The 20,236-nt window shown below is 69.1% G+C and carries 17 protein-coding genes; 3 read left to right on the forward strand and 14 right to left on the reverse strand.

Annotation, left to right across the window (positions count from 1 at the left end):
- Positions 1-83 precede the first annotated feature (83 nt).
- Together OHA25_RS53565 and OHA25_RS53570 are read left to right on the forward strand one after the other, a co-directional pair.
- A complete protein-coding gene (locus OHA25_RS53565; protein WP_305923020.1) occupies positions 84-242 on the forward strand; it encodes a hypothetical protein in 159 nt (52 codons plus the stop codon).
- 155 nt (positions 243-397) lie between these two features.
- On the forward strand, positions 398-2,422 hold the full coding sequence (locus tag OHA25_RS53570) for an nSTAND1 domain-containing NTPase (RefSeq protein ID WP_327584534.1): 2,025 nt from the start codon (positions 398-400) through the stop codon (positions 2,420-2,422).
- Here OHA25_RS53570 and OHA25_RS53575 read toward each other — a convergent pair.
- The 7 genes from OHA25_RS53575 to OHA25_RS53605 all read right to left on the reverse strand — a co-directional run bounded on the left by OHA25_RS53575 (position 2,402) and on the right by OHA25_RS53605 (position 11,398).
- Positions 2,402-3,793, reverse strand: a complete 1,392-nt coding sequence (locus OHA25_RS53575) for an MFS transporter (protein WP_327584535.1) — start codon at positions 3,791-3,793, stop codon at positions 2,402-2,404. The two genes, OHA25_RS53570 and OHA25_RS53575, sit on opposite strands and share 21 nt — an antisense overlap.
- 294 nt (positions 3,794-4,087) lie before the next feature.
- Positions 4,088-4,573 (reverse strand): GNAT family N-acetyltransferase, encoded by a 486-nt coding sequence (locus OHA25_RS53580; RefSeq protein ID WP_327584536.1) that lies wholly within the window; start codon positions 4,571-4,573, stop codon positions 4,088-4,090.
- A 184-nt stretch (positions 4,574-4,757) separates the two neighbouring features.
- On the reverse strand, positions 4,758-5,495 hold the full coding sequence (gene dapB / locus OHA25_RS53585) for a 4-hydroxy-tetrahydrodipicolinate reductase (RefSeq protein WP_327584537.1): 738 nt from the start codon (positions 5,493-5,495) through the stop codon (positions 4,758-4,760).
- Positions 5,496-6,077: 582 nt separating this feature from the next.
- Positions 6,078-7,388 carry a M16 family metallopeptidase gene (locus tag OHA25_RS53590; protein WP_327584538.1) on the reverse strand — a complete coding sequence of 437 codons (1,311 nt, stop codon included), beginning with the start codon at positions 7,386-7,388 and terminating at the stop codon, positions 6,078-6,080.
- Positions 7,385-9,724 (reverse strand): polyribonucleotide nucleotidyltransferase, encoded by a 2,340-nt coding sequence (locus OHA25_RS53595; protein ID WP_327584539.1) that lies wholly within the window; start codon positions 9,722-9,724, stop codon positions 7,385-7,387. The genes OHA25_RS53590 and OHA25_RS53595 overlap by 4 nt, the downstream gene beginning before the upstream one ends.
- Positions 9,725-10,042: 318 nt before the next feature.
- Positions 10,043-10,312: a 30S ribosomal protein S15 gene (rpsO, locus tag OHA25_RS53600; RefSeq protein ID WP_127930725.1), complete on the reverse strand. Its 270-nt coding sequence runs from the start codon at positions 10,310-10,312 to the stop codon at positions 10,043-10,045.
- Between the two features lie 159 nt (positions 10,313-10,471).
- Positions 10,472-11,398 carry a bifunctional riboflavin kinase/FAD synthetase gene (locus OHA25_RS53605; RefSeq protein ID WP_327584540.1) on the reverse strand — a complete coding sequence of 309 codons (927 nt, stop codon included), beginning with the start codon at positions 11,396-11,398 and terminating at the stop codon, positions 10,472-10,474.
- 82 nt (positions 11,399-11,480) lie between these two features.
- On the opposite strand from OHA25_RS53605, the gene OHA25_RS53610 reads away from it, so the two are divergent.
- Entirely contained in the window at positions 11,481-12,500 is a 1,020-nt protein-coding gene (locus OHA25_RS53610; protein ID WP_327584541.1) for a TRM11 family SAM-dependent methyltransferase, read from the forward strand.
- A gap of 241 nt (positions 12,501-12,741) precedes the next feature.
- On the opposite strand, the gene truB is transcribed toward OHA25_RS53610, so the two are convergent.
- From truB to nusA, 7 genes are all read right to left on the reverse strand, one after another.
- Positions 12,742-13,614 carry a tRNA pseudouridine(55) synthase TruB gene (gene truB / locus OHA25_RS53615; RefSeq protein WP_327584542.1) on the reverse strand — a complete coding sequence of 291 codons (873 nt, stop codon included), beginning with the start codon at positions 13,612-13,614 and terminating at the stop codon, positions 12,742-12,744.
- Between the two features lie 52 nt (positions 13,615-13,666).
- On the reverse strand, positions 13,667-14,707 hold the full coding sequence (locus tag OHA25_RS53620) for a DHH family phosphoesterase (protein WP_327584543.1): 1,041 nt from the start codon (positions 14,705-14,707) through the stop codon (positions 13,667-13,669).
- Positions 14,704-15,150 (reverse strand): 30S ribosome-binding factor RbfA, encoded by a 447-nt coding sequence (rbfA, locus tag OHA25_RS53625; RefSeq protein ID WP_327584544.1) that lies wholly within the window; start codon positions 15,148-15,150, stop codon positions 14,704-14,706. Before rbfA ends, OHA25_RS53620 begins: the two co-directional genes overlap by 4 nt.
- A gap of 39 nt (positions 15,151-15,189) precedes the next feature.
- Positions 15,190-15,486, reverse strand: coding sequence for a DUF503 domain-containing protein (locus OHA25_RS53630; RefSeq protein WP_127930718.1), 297 nt, complete (start codon positions 15,484-15,486; stop codon positions 15,190-15,192).
- Between the two features lie 120 nt (positions 15,487-15,606).
- On the reverse strand, positions 15,607-18,816 hold the full coding sequence (infB, locus tag OHA25_RS53635) for a translation initiation factor IF-2 (protein ID WP_327584545.1): 3,210 nt from the start codon (positions 18,814-18,816) through the stop codon (positions 15,607-15,609).
- A gap of 125 nt (positions 18,817-18,941) precedes the next feature.
- Positions 18,942-19,241, reverse strand: a complete 300-nt coding sequence (locus tag OHA25_RS53640) for a YlxR family protein (protein ID WP_305923033.1) — start codon at positions 19,239-19,241, stop codon at positions 18,942-18,944.
- The gene (nusA, locus tag OHA25_RS53645) at positions 19,225-20,229 is read right to left on the reverse strand and encodes a transcription termination factor NusA (RefSeq protein ID WP_327584546.1); all 1,005 of its coding nucleotides are present in this window, start codon (positions 20,227-20,229) and stop codon (positions 19,225-19,227) included. The genes OHA25_RS53640 and nusA overlap by 17 nt, the downstream gene beginning before the upstream one ends.
- Positions 20,230-20,236 lie beyond the last annotated feature (7 nt).

Below are 20,236 nucleotides of genomic sequence, written 5' to 3' on the forward strand. Positions count from 1 at the left end.
ACAGAATGCTAAATAGAAACGTGTTCGAAAAAGCGCCTGCTTGTCGTCCGATATTCGGGTGACCGGAAATGGATGGAGTGCACATGCGTGACGGGCACCACGGGCCGAGCCCGCTGATCGACATCAGCGGTGTTCCCTTGCATGAGATGCGTACGATGGAGAGCGCCGCACTTCGAGCGGTGCTGGCTTCGTGCCTGGCCGACGACCACGAGCGGGTCGGAGGCTTCAGCAACTCCATCTGAGGGAGGCTTGTCACATACGCCGGCGAGCGGTGAGCTGAAGGCATGTCTCAAAAGCACCTTTTCTCCCCGGGTAGGTGTGCTGATCGCAGCGTGCATGGGAAAATGTCGCCCGGAGAATTGCGACTGCGGGTGGGATCAGCATGGCGACTTCCGGCATGAACGCACACCAAGCTTCTCAGGGGCCGTATCAATGCTTACGCCCCTTTCACCGGGAGGACCGCCACCGATTCTTCGGACGTGACGAGGAGTCCCGGGAATTACGCGACCTGTGGCAGTCGCAGCGGCTGACCGTGCTTTACGGCTCCTCCGGGGTCGGCAAGACCTCGCTGCTCCAGGCGGGCGTCATACCGATGCTCGGCTCGCACACGGCCGATGTGCTGCCCCTTGGCCGGGTCTCCTATGGCTCGGCCTTTCCCCGGGCCGCGCTCCCGCCACACAATCCGTACGTTCTCGCCCTGCTGATGTCGTGGTCTCCGCAGACGCCGCCCAATCGGCTGGCGGGCATGAGCATCCCTGCCTACCTCCGCGCCCGGCCGGCCAAACGCGACGCCTTCGGCGACCGTGTTCCCCGGCTGGTGGCCATCGACCAGGCCGAGGAGCTTTTCACCGGCGACCGGCAGCACCGGCTCTACCGGGACTGGTTCTTCGGCCAGCTCGCCGAGGCGCTACGCGCGGACGACGACCTGCGGCTGCTGCTGTCCATCCGCGTCGATCGGCTCATGGACCTCCTCCCGTACGAATGGGAGCTCGCCGCAGCCGACCGGAGGAGTGCCTCGGACGATGAGGACATCGATGCGGAACGCTTCCCCCTGGAGGCGTTGAGCTTCGACGGCGCCCTGGAGGCCGTGCAGAAGCCGCTCCAGGGCACCGGCCGGGTGTTCGCCGCGGACACGGCCGAGCAGGTCGTGCGCGATCTCATCAAGGTCAGGGCACGCACGAGCAGCCGGAAGCAGGCGCAGGAAGTGGAACCGGTCCAGCTGCAAGTGGTCTGCGAGGCCCTGTGGAGATCGCTGCCGCCGGAAACCACCGAGATCACCAAGGCCCATGTGCACGATCACGTCGACACGGCGCTGTCCGAGCACTACGACAAGGAGATCAGGGAGATCGCCTCCGAGCGGTTCGACGGAGACGAGCGCAGGCTGCGGACGTGGCTGCGGCTGACGTTCGCCGACCGGCAGCCCGTGCGCCGGAGCGCGATCAGGACCAAGGGGATCGGCAATACCCTGGTCGCCCTGCTGGTGAAGCGGCATCTGCTCAGGGCCGACCAGCGCATGGGCGAGGGGTCGTACGAGCTGGCCTACGACCGGCTGCTCCAGCCCGCCCCACTGGCCGACCGGCCGACCGGCCACTCTTCGGCCCGCCGGACGCCAGAGGACTTCCTCCATGGGGCCGAGATCGCTCTGCGCGAAGGTGACCTCCTCCTGGCGGCCACGCTCGGCGAGAAGGCGCTGGGCCGGTCACAGGAGCGTGATCTGTCGCTACGCGCGCGGATCGAATCATTGCTCGGCAACGTGGCACACGAGGGCGGCGATCTCGTCAGAGCCATCGAGCACTACAGCTCGGCCGCCAAAGGTTTCGAGACGGCGGGCGCGGCCGCCGCCGTCGGCCCTCTGCTGACCGCCATCGGGAGGTTGCGGCTGGCCCAGGGTTCTCCCGCCACGGCGGTGCGCGAGCTGTACGCCGCGATGGTACGCGTTCCCGCAGACCTCACGATCCAGACGGAACTGGCCTTGGCGCTCTGGCACGGCGGTCATCCTGACGCGGCGATAGGCGTGCTCAACGGCGTGCTGGACAGGGAGGGCGACAACACCGACGCCCTGCTCATCCGCGGCCAGATCCTGGCCGGCATGGGCAAGGCCGAAGCCGCGCTGCGCGATCTCGATCGCGCCAAACCGTTGCGGTGGCCGTTCGCCAAGGTCGCACACGCACTCGCGCTCGCTCAAAGCGACAGCGTGATGCAGGCGCAGCAGGAAATGGTCGAGGCGCTGGCGGAGACGGCCGGCAACGACCCAGCCGTGGCGCATGGCCCACTGTTGCTGTACGCGGCGCGGGTGGAGAAACTCGCGGGCAAGACCACGTCGGCGGCGGATCTGGCCAGGCGGGCGATCTCGGCGAAGGCGCCCGCGTTGCCCGGCCACTTGGTCAACCACGCGAGGGAGCTAGCCGTCAGCGCCGGGTGACGTCGCCAGGTCCTGAAAGAAGTACAAGCCGCCGCTCAAGCCGCTCAGACCGCTCAGCTTCTTCGGCAGATCGGGACTCGGCAGGCCGGGCGGCAGGAGCGGGGTCAGTTTCGCACGTGCCGGCTTCCAGCTGGTCAACGCCGCCGCGAGCAGCATGAGCAGGCACAGGGCCCAGGAGCCGCCCGTAACTCCGCCCCAGGTCACCATGAGGCCGCCCAAAGGCGCGGCCAGGCAGAGCGCACCGTAGGAGGACAGCCTCGAGACGCCGATGACACGGGCCAGCGTCCCCGGATCGATCGTGTGAATCTCCACGGACCTGATCGCCACATTGCTCAACGCCCCGCCGATCCCCGTGCAGAGAAGGGCGGCGGCGAAGAAGTATGACGGAAGCCCGAGCTCCGCGCCCACCGCCGCCAGGGTCAGCCCCACGACCCAGATCCACATGTGCAGCCGCAGCACCCGACGCACGGGGGGCAGGAGGAGGGCCAGAACCGAACCCACCACGCCACCGACGCCGCCGGCCGCGAGCACGATCCCGATCTTGAGCGAGGACATGCCCTCCGATCCGGCGACGAAGATCATGATCAGCGTGTTCACGATCAGGTTGGTGAAGGTGATCACCACGATGGAACTTCCGAGGAAGGGCTGCCGGGTGAGCTCGTGAAATCCCTTGGACAGATCCCGCAACCGCGAAGGCCGTGCCGAACGTTTCACGGTGTCGCGCCCCCACCCGAAGAACAGACCGCAGGAGAGGGCGAAGAGCACAGCATTGACGACGAAAGGGACGTAGCGCCCGACCCCGAAGAGGTAGCCGCCCAGCGGCCTGCCGGCGATGGAGGCGAGATGGCTCGCGCCTTCGCTCTTCGCCAGCGCCTGGTGCATCATGACGGGCTGCACGATGGACGGCAGCAGGGCCGCCTCCGCCAAGGTGTAGAGCACCCACAACGTCCCCTCCGCCGCCGCCGCCAAGAGAAGATGCGTGAGGGACGGGCCCCCGGACGGCATGACCGCGAGCACGGAGACCACGCTCACCATGCGCCCGAACTCCGCGCAGAGAATGACGCGGCGGGGGGAGATCACGTCGACGAGAAGCCCGCCCGGAATGTAGAAGAGGAGAATGGGAATCGTCAGAGCGAACCCGGCCCAGCCCGCGGCTGTGGGCGAACCAGTCTGCACCAGGGCAAGGAGGGGATAGGCGACACCCAGCGTCCGTGTGCCGACCGTGGAAATAGCCGAACCCGCCCATACAAGGGCAAATCTGGCCCTTTTCGGCGCGGACGGCGTCGAACCGCCGTGCACCCGATCAACCGGTTTGTCCACGCCCCCTACCTTTTCGGGCTCGACCTTTCGGTCAAGAGCGAGGTCGAGCATGACACAACCCGCCTCTTTGCTTGGGGGGATAGGACTGCTTACCAGATCTTTCCGGTCGCGACCCGTCGAAGTATAGGGGACCAGACCTGAGACTACCCACCTGGCGCCCGTTTAGGACCGCCGCTATCTGATGCGTAGGTGAAACTTAATACGCCGCATGATCAGCCGAATGAATAAAAACCGTAATCAGACAAAACAGACCTAGCAGATCACCACTGGCCATGGTCTGATCTCAATGCGACATCACGCGGCGATCGACCTCTAATGTCAGACTTTGCCCTACTAAGTCGCGATTTAGCGGTGCATGGCGCGGCTCATCACCACGCGTGGGGCGACCTCGATGCCCAGCTCCCGCTCGTGCTCCACCAGCGCCCGCAGCTCCGGCCCCCATTCCTCCTCGGGGAGCACGGTGAAGCCGTGGCGCGCATACCAGGGCGCGTTCCACGGCACGTCCCGATACGTCGTCAGCGTCACGTGCGGCGCGCCGACCGCCCCCGCATGGTCGATCACCGCGGCCACCAGCCGCCCGCCGATGCCCTGGCGCATGTGGTCAGGATGGACCGCCAACTGGTCGAGATGCAGGTTGCCGTCCACCCAGCCGACCAGCGCGAACCCGGCCGGCGGCGCCCCCTCGACCAGGACGGTCCCGGGGTCGTCCACTTCCTCGATCATGGTGGTCCCGGGCGGAAACGTGATGCCCACCTGCTCGAACAGCCGATCCGCGGCCAGCTCGATCGCCACCAGCCCGGCCAGCTCGCCGGCCACCGCCCATCGCACCATGCCGACACGATCTCATGTTTCGGGCGGATCTCGCCGCTCGTATTAGTGTTGATGATCGTAGGCCCGGCTGTGCGGAGCCGGGGCCCTCTCCTCACGACGTGCCCACGACCCGCCAGGTGGTGGGCACGCCGTGCAGCCAGGTCAGAGCCGCCACAGAGCCACCTCAGCGCACTGCGGCGCTTCGTCAGAGGTCGAGCAGCGGCTCCAGGCCCACGGTGAGGCCGGGCAGCTCGCGCACCCTGCGCACGCCCAGCAGCACGCCGGGCGTGAACGCCGACCTGCTCATCGTGTCGTGCCTGATCGTGAGGATCTCGCCGTCGCCGCCCAGCAGCACCTCCTGGTGGGCGATGAGCCCGGACAGACGTACCGAGTGCACATGCACCCCACCCACGTCGGCGCCGCGGGCGCCGTCCAGCGCGGTGCTGGTCGCGTCGGGCATCGGGGCGGAGCCTGCCTTGGCCCGCGCCTCGGCCACCAACTGCGCGGTACGGGTGGCGGTGCCGGAGGGGGCGTCGGCCTTGTTGGGGTGGTGCAGCTCGATGATCTCGACGGATTCGAAGTGACGCGCCGCCTGCTGCGCGAAGTGCATCATGAGCACGGCCGCGATGCCGAAGTTGGGGGCGATCAGGCAGTTGGTGCCCGGGGAGTCCGTCAGCCACCCGCGTATGGTCGCCAGCCGGCCCTCGTCGAAACCGGTCGTGCCCACCACCGGATGCACGCCGTGCGCGATGGCCCATTCGAGGTTGCCCATGACCACGTCGGGGTGGGTGAAGTCGACCACCACCTCCGCGCCCTCCAGGCCCTCGATGGAGTCGTCCTTGTCGAGCGCGGCCACCAGCTCCATGTCGGGTGCCGCCTCGACTGCCTTGCACACCTCGGATCCCACGCGGCCGCGGGCGCCGAGCACACCTACCTTGATCACACGCCCAACCCTATCCCAAGCAGGAACGCGCCCATCAGACCACCGCCCCGGCGCGTGCTTGCCACCCGGGCCCGCCACCGCCTTACCACTACGTCGCGTCACGTCGCTCACGTCGCGTTACGTCGCTCACGTCGCGTTACGTCGCTCACGTCGCGTTACGTCGCTCAGGTCGTGTTACGTCGCTCAGGTCAAGTCGCGTCCGTCGCATCGCATCGCGTCACTCAGGTCGCGCTGCTCAAGTCGCGCTGCTCAAGTCGCGCTGCTCAAGTCGCGCTGCTCAAGTCGCGTCGCGCGCGTCACGTCGCTCAGGTCGCATCGCATCGCGTCGCTCAACTCGCGCCGCTCAAGTCGCGCTGCTCAAGTCGCGTCGCGCGCGTCACGTCGCTCAGGTCGCATCGCATCGCGTCGCTCAACTCGCGCCGCTCAAGTCGCGTCGCTCAGGTCGCGTCGCGTCGCATCACGCCACGTCAGGCGCACCGCGCACCTGCTCAAGGACGGAAGGCGGACCGCAGCACGCGGCCCGCCTGAGGTGGAGTGTAGCGGCGGGCCGCTGCCTGCGGCCCGCCGCGATGACGGCCCGGGTCAGCGGACGGCGTCGGTGAAGTCCTTGTCGCCGTACGGGCCGATCACGGCGAGCGTGAGCGGCCGGTTGAGCACGTCCCTGGCGATCTCGGAGATCTCGTCAGGAGTGACGGCCTCGATGCGGGACAGCACCTCGTCCACGGACATGAGCTCCTCGTAGACCAGCTCGTTCTTGCCGATGCGCGACATGCGCGAGCCCGTGTCCTCCAGGCCGAGCACGAGCCCGCCGCGCATCTGACCCTTGCCACGCATGATCTCGTCGGCGCTCAGCCCTTGGTCCACCACCCTGATCAGCTCGTCCCGGCAGATCTTCAGCACGTCGTCGATCTTCGACGGCAGGCATCCGACGTAGATGCCGAACTGACCGGTGTCGGCGTACGCCGAGGTGTAGCTGTAGGCGGAGTAGGCCAGGCCGCGCTTCTCCCTGATCTCCTGGAAGAGCCTGGACGACATGCCGCCGCCCAGCGCCGCGTTCAGCACGCCCAGAGCGAACCTGCGATCGTCGGTACGGGACAGGCCGGTCGTGCCGAGCACGAGGTTGGCCTGCTCGGTGGGCCGGTCGAGCACCCTGACGCCGGAGCGTGAGCCGGCGCCCGGGCCGCTGGTGCGCGGCGCGGCGAACTCGGCGGGGCCGCTCAGCGCGCCCGCCCGCTCATACGCCCTGGTGACGAGCTCGACGACCTCCTCGTGCCGTATGTTGCCCGCCACCGACACCACCGTCCGGCGGGGCCGGTAGTAGCGGTGGTAGTACTCGACGATCCGGTCGCGCCCGAGCGCGTTGATCGACTCGACCGTGCCCAGGATGGGCCGGCCGATCGGCGAGTCACCGTAGAGCTCGGCGGCGAACTGCTCGTGCACTACGTCCGAGGGGTCGTCGTCGTGCATGGCGATCTCCTCGAGGATCACGCCACGCTCGGACTCGACGTCCTCGTCGGTCACCAGCGAGCTGGTCACCACGTCGGCGAGCACGTCGACCGCGATCGGCAGGTCCTCGTCGAGCACGCGGGCGTAGTAGCAGGTGTATTCCTTGGCGGTGAAGGCGTTGATCTCACCGCCGATGCCCTCGATGGAGGCGGAGATCTCCATGGCGTCGCGGGTCGGAGTGCCCTTGAACAGCAGGTGTTCGAGGAAGTGGGTGGCCCCCATGTGCTCGGGGGCCTCGTCACGCGAGCCGATGCCGACCCACATGCCGACCGCGACGCTGCGCACGGTCGGCATGGTCTCGGTCACCACGCGCAACCCACCCGGAAGGACGGTGCGCCTTACCACCCCGGCTCCGTCCTTGCCGGGATGCAGCGTGGTCGTACTCACGTGTTGCGGTCGTCCCCCTCGCCGCCGCCATTGCTACTGCGGGTGCGGACGCGCGTGCGGGTGCGGCGGGGCCGCTCGGACTTGTCCTCGGCCGGCGCGGCGGCCTCCTCGGGCTCGGTGGTCTCGCCATCGCCCGCGGGGGCCTTCGCCTCCTTCTCGGCGGCCTCCTTCTCGATGACCTCGACCGGCACCAGCGAGAGCTTGCCGCGGCCGTCGATCTCGGCGATCTCGACCTGGATCTTCTCGCCGACGCTCATCACGTCCTCGACGTTCTCGATGCGCTTGCCGCCGTGCAGCTTGCGGATCTGCGAGACGTGCAGCAGGCCGTCCTTGCCCGGCATGAGCGAGATGAACGCGCCGAAGGCGGCGATCTTGACGACCGTGCCCAGGTAGCGCTCGCCGACCTCCGGCATGTGCGGGTTGGCGATGGCGTTGATCGCCGACCGCGCGGCCTCGGCGGACGGGCCGTCGGTGGCGCCGATGTAGATCGTGCCGTCGTCCTCGATGGTGATCTCGGCGCCCGTGTCGTCCTGGATCTGGTTGATCATCTTGCCCTTCGGGCCGATGACCTCGCCGATCTTGTCGACCGGGACCTTGATGGTGATGATGCGCGGCGCGGTCGGGTTCATCTCCGCCGGGGAGGCGATCGCCTCCTGCATCACGTCGAGGATCGCCAGGCGGGCGCCCTTGGCCTGCTTGAGCGCGGCGGCCAGCACGGAGGCCGGGATGCCGTCGAGCTTGGTGTCGAGCTGCAGGGCGGTGATGACGTCCTTGGTGCCGGCGACCTTGAAGTCCATGTCGCCCATGGCGTCCTCGGCGCCGAGGATGTCGGTCAGCGTGACGTACGTGTCGCCCTCGCCGATCAGGCCCATCGCGATGCCCGCGACCATCTCCTTGAGCGGCACACCGGCGTCGAGCAGCGCCATCGTGGACGCGCACACCGAGCCCATCGAGGTGGAGCCGTTGGAGCCGAGCGCCTCGGAGACCTGGCGGATGGCGTACGGGAACTCCTCGCGCGTGGGCAGCACCGGGATCAGCGCCCGCTCAGCCAGCGCGCCGTGGCCGATCTCGCGCCGCTTGGGCGAGCCCACCCGGCCGGTCTCGCCGGTGGAGTAGGGCGGGAAGTTGTAGTTGTGCATGTAACGCTTGGTCCGCTCAGGGTTGAGCGTGTCGATGTTCTGCTCCATGCGCAGCATGTTGAGCGTCGTGATGCCCATGATCTGGGTCTCGCCACGCTCGAACAACGCCGAGCCGTGCACCCGCGGCACCACGTGGACCTCGGCCGACAGCGCGCGGATGTCCTTGGTGCCGCGGCCGTCGATGCGCACGCCCTCCTTGATGACCCGCTCACGCATGAGCTTCTTCATCACGGAGCGGAACGCGGCGCTGATCTCCTTCTCGCGTCCCTCGAAGTCGGGCAGGATCTTCTCGGCGGCCAGCGCCTTGATCTTCTCCAGCTCGTTCTCGCGCTCCTGCTTGCCGGCGATGGTCAGCGCGGCGGCCAGCTCGTTCTTGATGGCCGCTTCGACCGCGGTGTAGGCGTCCTCCTGGTATTCCAGGAAGACCGGGTATTCGGCCGTCTCCTTCGCGGCGACCTGTGCGATGCGCGACTGCGCCTCGCACAGGACCTTGATGAAGGGCTTGGAGGCCTCCAGACCCTGCGCGACGGTCTCCTCGGTGGGCGCGACGGCGCCCTCGGCGACCAGCTTGAGCGTGTCCCTGGTGGACTCGGCCTCGACCATCATGATCGCGACATCGCCGTCGTCGAGCACCCGGCCCGCCACGACCATGTCGAACGTGGCCGACTCCAGCTCGTGGTGCGTCGGGAACGCCACCCACTGGCCCTCGATCAGCGCCACCCGCACGCCGCCGATCGGGCCGGAGAACGGCAGGCCCGCCAGCTGCGTCGACAGGGACGCGGCGTTGATGGCGACCACGTCGTAGAGGTGGTCGGGGTTGAGCGCCATGATGGTGGCCACGACCTGGATCTCGTTGCGCAGGCCCTTGACGAACGACGGGCGCAGCGGCCGGTCGATCAGGCGACAGGTGAGGATGGCGTCCTCGGAGGGACGGCCCTCACGGCGGAAGAACGAGCCGGGGATGCGCCCGGCGGCGTACATTCGCTCCTCGACGTCCACCGTCAGCGGGAAGAAGTCGAACTGGTCCTTCGGAGTCTTCGACGCGGTGGTCGCCGAGAGCACCATCGTGTCGTTGTCGAGGTAGGCGACGGCGGAACCCGCCGCCTGGCGGGCGAGCCGTCCGGTCTCGAACCGGATCGTGCGCGTGCCGAATGAGCCGTTGTCTATGACGGCTTCAGCAGTGTGGACACCCTCCACGGGGGACCTCCTTGTGGTCGGTCTCCCGCGCCCTTTTCTCACCGGCACCCTCGTTAGGTGCAGCGCCGGTCTTCGATCGAAGCGCCCGGTTGAATGTCACAGTCAGACATGCTGTCACTGCTACCGGAAGCCACTACCGAGGACCGGCCCGCAGGCGTCGCGGGTCGCATGGTGCTGAGCGGACGCGGGGGCTGTGTGTCTCGGAATCTTCAGTTGTACGTCAGGCGGTGGGACCATTTCACGTCGCCACGCGCCCGCGCTCATATGAGCCTCTACCCATATGGAGAAGGGAGCGGCGCGGTGCCGCTCCCTTCCATGTTATCGGCGCAGGCCAAGCCGCTCGATGAGCGAACGGTAGCGCTGGATGTCGACCTTCTGCAGGTACTTCAGCAGGCGGCGCCGGCGACCGACGAGCAGAAGCAGGCCACGACGGCTGTGGTGGTCGTGCTTGTGCGTCTTCAGGTGCTCAGTGAGCTCGCTGATGCGCTTGCTCAGCAGTGCGATCTGCACCTCGGGCGACCCGGTGTCACCCTCGGTCGTGGCGTATTCGCCGATGATGGACTTCTTGGCAGCGGTGTCGAGGGACACGGCTCTCCTTCTATCTACGGGCACGCGCTAATGTGGCGAATGCGCGAACGACCGTGCGTGCCTACAGTCGCCGCATGAAGGCCGTCATGGGCAGCGCGCAGCGCCGCCGTTACAGAGCCGACATGCAAGACTACCACCTAGGGCCGGGTGCTCGGGTGTTCAGCTTGTGAGGCGCCGAGTGGCGGCGACGTCGGCATGGATCTGCTCGATCAGCGCGTCGATCGACTCGAAGCGGGTGTTGCCGCGCAGGCGGGCGGCGAAGTCCACCGCCACGTGCACCCCGTAGAGCTCCAGGTCGTCCCGGTCCAGCGCGTACGCCTCCACCGTCCGCGGCACCCCCTCGAACGTCGGATTCGTGCCGACCGAAATAGCCGCCGGCCACCGCTCCCCCGCGTACAGGGCGGGCAGGTTGGCCACGGGCACGCACTCCAGCCAGCCCGCGTAAACCCCGTCGGCGGGGATCGCGGTGTGCTGCCGCGTCTCCACGTTCGCGGTCGGGAAGCCGAGCTGGCGCCCTCGCTGATAGCCGCGGACGACCACGCCTTCCACCCGGTGCGGCCGCCCGAGCGCCGCCGCCGCGCCCACGACGTCCCCGGCCACGATGAGCTCACGGATGCCGGTGGACGAGACGCCGCCGAGCCTGGGCACGACCTCCACCTCGAAGTCGTACTTATCGCCCAGCGTCCGCAATGTCTCGACGTCGCCGCTCGCACCCTGGCCGAACACGAAATCCTCCCCCACCACCACGACCGCGGCCTGCTCCCGTTCGGCCAGCACCGATTGCGCGAAGTCGGCAGGACTGGTCCGCGACACCTCGAGCGTGAACTCCACCACGTCGATCTCGTCCACCCCCAGCCCGGTCAGCAGTTCGGCCCTGCGCCTGGGGCTCGTGAGCCGCTGCGGATGCGACCCGGGTCGCACGACCTCATCGGGATGCGGCTCGAACGTGACGGCGACCGCACGCAGCCCCCGCTCCCCGGCGACGGCGACGGCCCGCTCGACAACCCGCTGGTGCCCGCGGTGGACCCCGTCGTACACACCGATGGTGACGACAGACCTTCCCGAACCCTGCACGCTAGGCCCCATTCGCTCGTGGCGGATCAATCCCCCACAAGCCTGCCACGCGCGTCACGGTTCCCCGCAACCGAGGGGGATAGGATCGAGCATCATGCCTCGATACGCGCTTCTGATTCTGCCTGCCTTCAACCGGGTCTACGGGGAGAGCTCCGTCCGGCTGACGAAGAACGAGCTGGCGGTCTTCGGCGCGCGGGCCCTTCAGTGCGAGGTGCTGGACAGCGCGGAGACCGCCATCGGCGGCGTGCCGTACGTGACGTTCGAGACGGCTGAGCCGCTCACCCAGCCGGACATTTCGGTTTTGTCAAACCTTTCCTCGGTTTACGCAATTTTTGGCATCGAGGGCGAGCTGCTCAGACCGCTTCCGATGCAGTCGCTCGACCGGCTGAGCAGCGACCTGATCACGATCCAGAAGTACGCGGGCAAGACCAACGAGCACTTCACCAAACTGCTGCTCAATGTCACCGCGTTGGCCGGAGACAAGGGGCTGGGCGAGCGGCTGTCGGTGTTCGACCCGCTGTGCGGCCGGGGCACGACGCTCAACCAGGCCCTCATGTACGGCTACGACGCCTACGGGATCGACGTCGACGGCAAGGACTTCGAGGCTTACTCCGGTTTCATCAAGACCTGGCTCCGCAACAAACGGCTCAAGCACACCGCCGAGACCGTGCCGGTGCGCCGCGAGCGGGCCCTGGTCGGGCGGCGGCTGAACGTCACGTTCGGGCTGTCGAAGGAGGCGGTCAAGGCGGGCAACGTGCAGCACCTGGCCATGGTCAACGCCGACACCCACAAGAGCCGCGAGTTCTTCAAGCCCCGCTCGTTCGACGTCCTGGTGACCGACGCCCCCTATGGGGTCCAGCACGGCAGCAAGGGCGGCTCCGGCCTGTCCCGCAGCCCTCTCGAGCTGTTGCGCCAGGCGGTGCCCGTGTGGGCCGAGTTGCTGCGTCCTGGCGGCGCCATGGGCATCGCCTGGAACACCTACGGCGGCAAGAGCTCCGACCTGGCGGAGATTCTCACCGCGGCCGGTCTCCAGGTGATGGACTACCCCGACTTCGAGCATTGGGTGGACCAGGCGATCGTCCGCGACATCATCGTCGCCCGCAAACCCGCCTGAGCGCCGCAAACCCGCCCAAGCGGCCGCAACCCGCCCGAGCGCCGGCAGACTCGCCGACCGTCCGGCACCGCCGCCACACGGCACGGGGCACCATCGGGCACGGGGCACCATCAGCACCGGGGCCCCGTCGCACGGACGCCCGCGCATGTGCGGGCGTCGAGTCGCCGCACGCACACGCCACCGACCGGCGGCGGTCGTCGGCTCACGGCGCGACGCCGCGCGGTCCGTCCGGCGAATCGGCTCAGCCGGCGAAGACGGCGAGGGGTTTGGCGGTTTTGCCCTGCTCCTCGACCAGCGCGAGCAACTCCCCCTCCGGCCCGAACACGCCGATCGGCCCTTTCCCGAGACCGGTCGCGGGCAGCCGCCCGCCGTGCGCGACGACGCGGGCCTCCTCGGCCGTCACGTCCCTGCGCGGGAACGCCGCCGCCACCGCCTCCCCGATCGGCAGGATCACGCATTCCTCGGCAAGCTGCTCGATGCTCCTGGCCAGTGACAGGTCATAGGGCCCCACGCGGGTACGCCGCAGCCGCGTCAGATGCCCCCCGACCCCGAGCGAAGCACCCAGGTCGCGTGCCAGCGAGCGGATGTAGGTGCCGCTGGAGCAGGTCACGACCGCGTCCACATCCACCACGTCGTCGTGGACCCTGATGTCGAGCACGTCGAACCCCCGCACGGTGACGGGCCTGGCCGACAGCTCGACCGCCTCGCCCGCCCGGGCCATCTTGTAGGCCCGCTGCCCGTTCACCTTGATGGCGCTGACCTGGGGCGGGACCTGCATGATCTCCCCGGTCAGCGCGGCGACGCCCTTGTGGATCTCGGCCGCCGTCACGCCGGCCGCCGAGGCGGTGGCGGTCACCTCGCCCTCGGCGTCGTCGGTGTTCGTGCTGACGCCGAGCCTGATCGTGGTCTCGTAGACCTTCTCGGTCAGCGTCAGGTGCCCGAGCAGCCTGGTCGCCTTCTCCACGCCGATCACGAGCACGCCCGTCGCCATCGGGTCGAGCGTGCCGGCGTGCCCCACGCGGCGGGTGCCGGCGATGCGCCGCATCTTGGCCACCACGTCGTGGGACGTCCACTCGGCCGGCTTGTCGACGATGATCAGACCGCTCTCGGCCATCAAGCCATCCCCTGCCCTCGCCCGAACGCCATTCCGCCTGGTCCGGCTGCCCTCACGCCATCCCCAGCTCGCGCTTGAAGGCGGCCATGGTCTCCTCCACGGTGGCGTGCGAGGTGTAGCCGGCCGCGTTGTGGTGCCCGCCGCCGCCCAGCGCCGCGCACGCGGCGGCCACGTCGGCGGTGCCCTTGGACCTGGTGGACACCTGCCAGGCGCCCTGGTCGTCCTCTTTGAGCACCACCGCCACCTCGGCCTCGTCGGTGCGCCGCACGATGTCGATGATGCCCTCGAGCTCGGCGTACGGCAGCCCGTACGCGGCCCGGTCCACCCGCGTCACGTACGTCCACACCAGCCCGCCCTCCAGCATCACCCGGTCCAGCGCGGCCGACAGCACCTTGAGGTAGCCGAACGGCGAGCGGTCCCACAGCTCGCGGGCGATCTCGTCGGTACGCAGCCCCGTCGCCACGAGCCTGGCCGCCATCTGGTGCACGGCAGGCGTGGTCGAGGAGTGGCGGAAGGAGCCGGTGTCGGTCACGAGGCCCGCGTACAGGCACGTGGCGATGTCCCGGTCGAGTCGGCCGCCCAGCCGGTAGATGAGCTGTTCGGCCAGCATCGCGGTGGCGGCGGCCTTGGCGTCGATGAGCGCGAGCGTGCCGAATCCGGCGTTGGACGGGTGGTGGTCCACCACGATGACCTCGCGCGCCCTGGCGGTGTTGTCGCTGAGCGGCCCCAGCCGTTCGAACGTCGAGGAGTCGAACGAGATCACCAGCTCCGGCGCGGCGGGGAACTCCTCCGGCGGCACCAGCATCTCCTGCCCGGGCAGGAACCGCAGCAGCCGCGGCACCTCGAACGGCCGGTCGCCGAACGACGCCGCGACGCGCTTGCCCATCGACCGCAGCACGAAGGCCACGGCCAGCATCGAGCCGAGCGCGTCACCGTCGGGCGTCACGTGGCAGACCAGGGCGACCTCGTCGGCCTGGTCGATCAGGTGCAGCGCCCGGTTCCAGGCGCTCTCCGGTATCGTGCCGCCGCCGACGCCGTTGCGGGACTCAAGGCGTGCCGGCCGGTCGGCCCGGTCTCTGACGTCGGGCGTCACGCCGGCTCGTCCTCGTCCTCGCCCTCGTCGGGCTTCCGGTAAGGATCCGCGTCGCCCGCGTACGCCGCCTCCTTGGCCTGGCGCGCCACCTCGGCGTCTCGCGCCCGGGCGGCGTTGATGAGCTCGTCGAGGTGGCGGGCGCTGTCGGGCAGCGGGTCGTGCTTGAAGGCGAGCGTCGGGGCGAAGCGCACGCCGGTCTGGCGGCCGACTTCGGAGCGGAGGATCCCCTTGGCGCTCTCCAGGGCGGCCGCGCTGTCGGCGCGCTCGGCCTCGGAGCCGAACACCGTGTAGAAGACCGTCGCCTCCCGCAGGTCAGCGGTGACGCGCGTGTCGGTCACGGTGACGAAGCCCAGGCGCGGATCCTTGATCCGGCGCTCCAGCATCTCAGCGACGATCTGCTGGATGCGGTCGGCGAGCTTGCGCGCTCGTGCGGCATCCACCATGTTCGCTCCCCCTCACGCACGACCTGGCCGTGCTGTCGTTCAATCTTCGTCGGTGTAGAGCCGCTGCCTGGCCGACAGCAGCTCGATCTCAGGGCGGAAGGCCACCATCCGCTCGCAGGCGTCCATCACCTCTTTGCAGTTGCCCGCGGAGGCGGAGATCACCGCGACGCCGATCTCAGCCCTGCGATGCAGGTCGAGATGACCGGTCTCGGCCACCGCGATGCTGGGATAACGTCGCTGCAGCTCGGCGATCAGAGGCCGGACGGCAGAGCGCTTCTGCTTCAGCGAACGCACGTCGCCGAGCAGGATGTCCAGGGTCAGAGCACCCACATACATTGTTGGCTACCACCGCTTGGCCTGGTGTGGTGAACGCACGGGCGGCCTGCTGCGGTGGGGACCAGGCCAGGACGTGCGAGAGGCGCCCGGCGGATGTCCCGCCGGGCGCCATGCCGCGTGTCAGTCTCGCGGCTTCTCCCGCATCTCGAAGGTTTCGATGGTGTCGCCTTCCTTGATGTCGTTGTAGCCGACACCGATGCCGCACTCGAAGCCCTCGCGGACCTCGGTGACATCGTCCTTCTCCCGCCGCAGCGAGGAGACGGTGAGGTTGTCGGACACGACGACGCCTTCGCGGATGAGGCGCGCCTTGCTGTTGCGCACGATCCTGCCCGAGCGGACCACCGAACCGGCGATGTTGCCGATCTTCGGCACCTTGAAGATCGCGCGGATCTCCGCGGTGCCCAGCTGGACCTCTTCGTACTCGGGCTTGAGCATGCCCTTGAGCGCCGCTTCGATTTCCTCGATCGCCTGGTAGATGACCGAGTAGTAGCGGATGTCGACGCCCTCGCGCTCGGCCAGGTCGCGCGCCCGAGGCTCGGGGCGGACGTTGAAGCCGATGATGACCGCGTTGTCGTCGGCGACGGCCAGGTTGACGTCGTACTCGGTGATCGCGCCGACCGCGCGGTGCAGGACACGGAGCCTGACCTCGTCGCCGACATCGATCTTGAGCAGGGCGTCTTCCAGGGCCTCCACCGAACCGGACACGTCACCCTTGATGATGAGCTTGAGCTCGTCGACGCGGCCCTTCTCGAGGTCGCTGAACAGCTCCTCGAGGGTGCGGCGACGGCTCGACTTCGCCATGTCGGCGCTGCGCTTGCGCGCCGCGCGCTGCTGGGCGATCTGGCGGGCCATCCGGTCGTCGGTGACGACGATGAAGTTGTCACCGGCGCTCGGCACGGCCGTCAGACCCATCACCAGGACCGGACGCGACGGCGTGGCCTCTTCGACCGCGTCGCCGTTGTCGTCGAGCATCGCGCGGACGCGGCCGAAGGCCTCGCCACACACGATCGAGTCGCCGACCCGGAGCGTGCCGCGCTGGACCAGGACGGTCGCGACGGGGCCACGGCCCTTGTCGAGGTGCGCCTCGATCGCGATGCCCTGGGCGTCCATCGTCGGGTTGGCCCGCAGGTCGAGCTCGGCGTCGGCGGTGAGCAGGATGGACTCGAGGAGCGACTCGATTCCGGTGCCGTTCTTCGCCGAGATGTCGGCGAACAGCGTGGAACCGCCGAATTCCTCGGCCACCAGACCGTATTCGGTGAGCTGGGCCCGCACCTTGTTGGGGTCCGCGCCCTCCTTGTCGATCTTGTTGACCGCGACCACGATCGGCACGTCGGCCGCCTGGGCGTGGTTGAGCGCCTCGATCGTCTGCGGCTTCACACCGTCGTCGGCCGCGACCACCAGCACCGCGATGTCGGTGGACTTGGCGCCTCGGGCACGCATGGCGGTGAACGCCTCGTGACCCGGGGTGTCGATGAAGGTGATCCTCCGGTCTTGGCCCTCGTGGTCGGCGGACACCTGGTAAGCGCCGATGTGCTGGGTGATGCCACCCGCCTCGCGCGCCACCACATTGGTCTTGCGGATGGCGTCGAGCAGCTTGGTCTTACCGTGGTCGACGTGACCCATGACGGTCACGACCGGCGGACGCGCGGCCAGGTCGGCCTCGTCGCCCTCGTCCTCGCCGAACTCGATGTCGAAGGCCTCGAGAAGCTCGCGGTCCTCCTCCTCCGGGCTGACGACCTGGATGTTGTAGTCCAGCTCGGCGCCGAGCAGCTGCAGCGTCTCCTCGTTGACCGACTGAGTCGCGGTCACCATCTCACCGAGGTGCAGCATGATCTGCACGAGCGCGGCGGGGTTGGCGCCGATGCGGTCGGCGAAGTCGGACAGCGACGCACCGCGCGGCAGGCGGATCGTCGCGCCATTGCCGCGAGCGACCTGCACGCCGCCGATCGCCGGCGCCGACATGTTGTCGAACTCCTGGCGCCTCTGGCGCTTGGACTTGCGGCCACGAGCGGGACGCCCGCCGGGACGCCCGAAGGCTCCCGCGGTGCCGCCGCCACGGCCACGACCGCCGGGGCCCGGACGACCGCCGAAGCCGCCACCGCCACCGGGACCGCCGGTGCCGGTGCGCGGACCGGCACCGGTGCCGGCGCCACCGGGACGACCGGCGAAGCCGCCGGGACGACCGCCACCGCCGCCGCCCCCACCGGGACGACCGCCACCGCCGCCGCCCCCACCGGGACGACCGCCGCCACCGCCGCCCCCACCGGGACGACCGCCGCCACCGCCGCCGCCGCCCGGACCGCTGGGACGGCCCTGAGGCATCATCATCGGGTTAGGACGCGGACCACCGGGACGGGGACCCCCCGCACCGGGACCCGGACGCGGACCGCCGGCAGGCGGACCGGGACGCGGCCCAGGAGTGGGCCTGTCGCCGCCACGACCCTGCGGCGGACGCGGCATCGCGCCGTCACGACCGTCGCGCGGCGGACCGTCGCGACGCTCGCGCTGGCCGGGGCCGCCGCTGTCGCGCTGACCACCGGGCCGCGGCGGCCGGGCCTGACCCATGCCGCTGGCCGTCGACGAGAACGGGTTGTTGCCAGGACGCGGGCCACGCGGACCCGGCTTCGGTCCTGGACCAGGGCGCGGACCGCCGCCACCGGCGGGCGCGCCGGGACGCGGAGCGCCGCCTTCGCGCTGGCCACCGGGCCGCGGAGCACCGCCGTCGCGCTGACCACCGGGCCGCGGCGCCTGCGCCGAGCCGCCGCCACCGGGACCACCCGGACGAGGGCTGGGACCGGGCTTGGGACCCGGGCGAGCGCCCGGGCTCGGACGCGGACCAGGAGTCGGCCGAGCGGGCGCACCGGAGCTCCCGCTCTCGAATCGCGCCTGCGGAGCCTGAGGCGTCTCACCACGCGCGGCTTCCGGCTGCTGCTCCGGCTGGTGCGGCATGGGCACCGGCGGGCGCGGCTCAGCGCCGCCGCCCGCGGGACCCGGACGCGGGCCGGGACCAGGCCTGGGACCTGGACCTGGAGCCGGAGCCGGACGCGGAGGACTTGGAACCGGCGCCTGTGGGGCGCCGTTGCCGGCCTGGCTGTCCGCCGGCCGGGGAGCAGCCCTTGGCGGCTGCGGTTTGTTGGACGGCTGTCCGCCGCCCCTAGAGGGCCCACCCTTCGATGCGCCCAGAGCTTCGGTGAGCCTGCGGACCACCGGCGCTTCGATGGTCGAGGACGCCGAACGGACGAACTCTCCCATCTCTTGGAGCTTGGCCATGACGACCTTGCTCTCTACGCCGAACTCCTTAGCGAGCTCGTATACCCGGACCTTCGCCACTGCACTCCCTTACTCGGCCCGGGAGGCTGGCTGTGCCGTCCGGACCGTCGCTACCTTGACGTCTTCATCGCCGCGTGCTCATCAGGCGCTCATAGCAATCTGACTCCGCCCATCAACTCGGCGTCCTACATGACATTTCGTGGTTCTCCCTCTAGGTGTGCCCGCACACTCGAGACGTCGAGCGGTCCCGGCACGCGAAACGCGCGTGGAAACGCCCGGCGCCGCTCGGCGAGCTCCAGACAGCTCAAGGACGGATGCAGCGACGCACCCCGGCCAGGAAGCCGTCCTCGCAGGTCAGGGACCACATGGTCCTCGACCTTCACCAGGCGGAGCAGCTCGGACTTAGCCGTGCGAACCCTGCAGCCCACACAGGTGCGCTGTGGGCCCGCTTGGCCACCATATTCCAGCTTACCGTGTTGACGCATCTACGGAACCGGCGGCATCTTCCGCTTGGGTGTCGGGCCGGATGTCGATCCGCCATCCCGTGAGCCGTGCGGCAAGCCGGGCATTCTGCCCCTCTTTCCCGATGGCCAGCGACAGCTGGTAGTCGGGCACCGTCACTCTCGCGACACGCCCCTCCAAATCGAGAACCTCGACATGGGAAACGCGTGCGGGCGACAGGGCATTCCCGACGAACTCCGCCGGATCCTCCGACCAGTCGATGATGTCGATCTTCTCGCCGTGAAGCTCCGTCATCACGTTGCGCACGCGCGAGCCCATCGGCCCGATGCACGCGCCCTTGGCGTTGACGCCGGGCTTGCGCGACCTGACGGCGATCTTCGTACGGTGCCCGGCCTCACGCGCCACCGCGGCGATCTCCACGGTGGCGTCGGCGATCTCCGGGACCTCCAGCGCGAACAGCTTCTTCACCAGCCCGGGATGCGTGCGCGACAAGGTGATCGAGGGGCCCTTGTGGCCCTTCTTCACCTGCACCACGTAGGCGCGGATGCGCTCGCCGTGCACGTATTCCTCGCCGGGGACCTGCTCGGCGTGCGGCAGCACGGCCTCGACCTTGCCCAGGTCGATCAGCACCACGCGGGGGTCCTTGCCCTGCTGGATGACGCCGGAGACCAGCTCACCCTCCCGGCTGGCGAACTCACCGAAGTTGATCTCGTCTTCGGCGTCGCGCAGCTGCTGCAGGATGACCTGCTTGGCGGTGGTGGCGGCGATCCTGCTGAAGTTGTTGGGCGTGTCGTCGAACTCCCTGACGACGTCGCCCTCCTCGTCGAGCTCGGCCGCCCAGATGGTCACGTGACCGCTGCCCCTGTCGAGCTCGGCACGCGCCTTGGAGGCCGCGCCCTCGGTCCGGAAGTATGCGATCAGCAGCGCGTCCTCGATCGCCTTGACCACCAGGTCGAAGGAGATGTCCTTTTCACGTTCCAGGCTGCGCAGGACGCTCATGTCGATGTCCACGGCGGCT

It is taken from the genome of Nonomuraea sp. NBC_00507 (genome assembly GCF_036013525.1).
GTDB lineage: Bacteria > Actinomycetota > Actinomycetes > Streptosporangiales > Streptosporangiaceae > Nonomuraea.

Bases quoted from the DNA above. Each gene is read 5' to 3' on its own strand.
- rbfA (WP_327584544.1), bottom strand. From the start codon at position 15,150: ATGGTGGATGCCGCACGAGCGCGCAAGCTCGCCGACCGCATCCAGCAG.
- OHA25_RS53565 (WP_305923020.1), top strand. From the start codon at position 84: ATGCGTGACGGGCACCACGGGCCGAGCCCGCTGATCGACATCAGCGGT.
- OHA25_RS53570 (WP_327584534.1), top strand. From the start codon at position 398: ATGAACGCACACCAAGCTTCTCAGGGGCCGTATCAATGCTTACGCCCC.
- truB (WP_327584542.1), bottom strand. From the start codon at position 13,614: ATGGCCGAGAGCGGTCTGATCATCGTCGACAAGCCGGCCGAGTGGACG.
- OHA25_RS53630 (WP_127930718.1), bottom strand. From the start codon at position 15,486: ATGTATGTGGGTGCTCTGACCCTGGACATCCTGCTCGGCGACGTGCGT.
- OHA25_RS53605 (WP_327584540.1), bottom strand. From the start codon at position 11,398: ATGGGGCCTAGCGTGCAGGGTTCGGGAAGGTCTGTCGTCACCATCGGT.
- OHA25_RS53610 (WP_327584541.1), top strand. From the start codon at position 11,481: ATGCCTCGATACGCGCTTCTGATTCTGCCTGCCTTCAACCGGGTCTAC.
- OHA25_RS53575 (WP_327584535.1), bottom strand. From the start codon at position 3,793: ATGCTCGACCTCGCTCTTGACCGAAAGGTCGAGCCCGAAAAGGTAGGG.
- OHA25_RS53580 (WP_327584536.1), bottom strand. From the start codon at position 4,573: ATGGTGCGATGGGCGGTGGCCGGCGAGCTGGCCGGGCTGGTGGCGATC.
- OHA25_RS53640 (WP_305923033.1), bottom strand. From the start codon at position 19,241: ATGCGTCAACACGGTAAGCTGGAATATGGTGGCCAAGCGGGCCCACAG.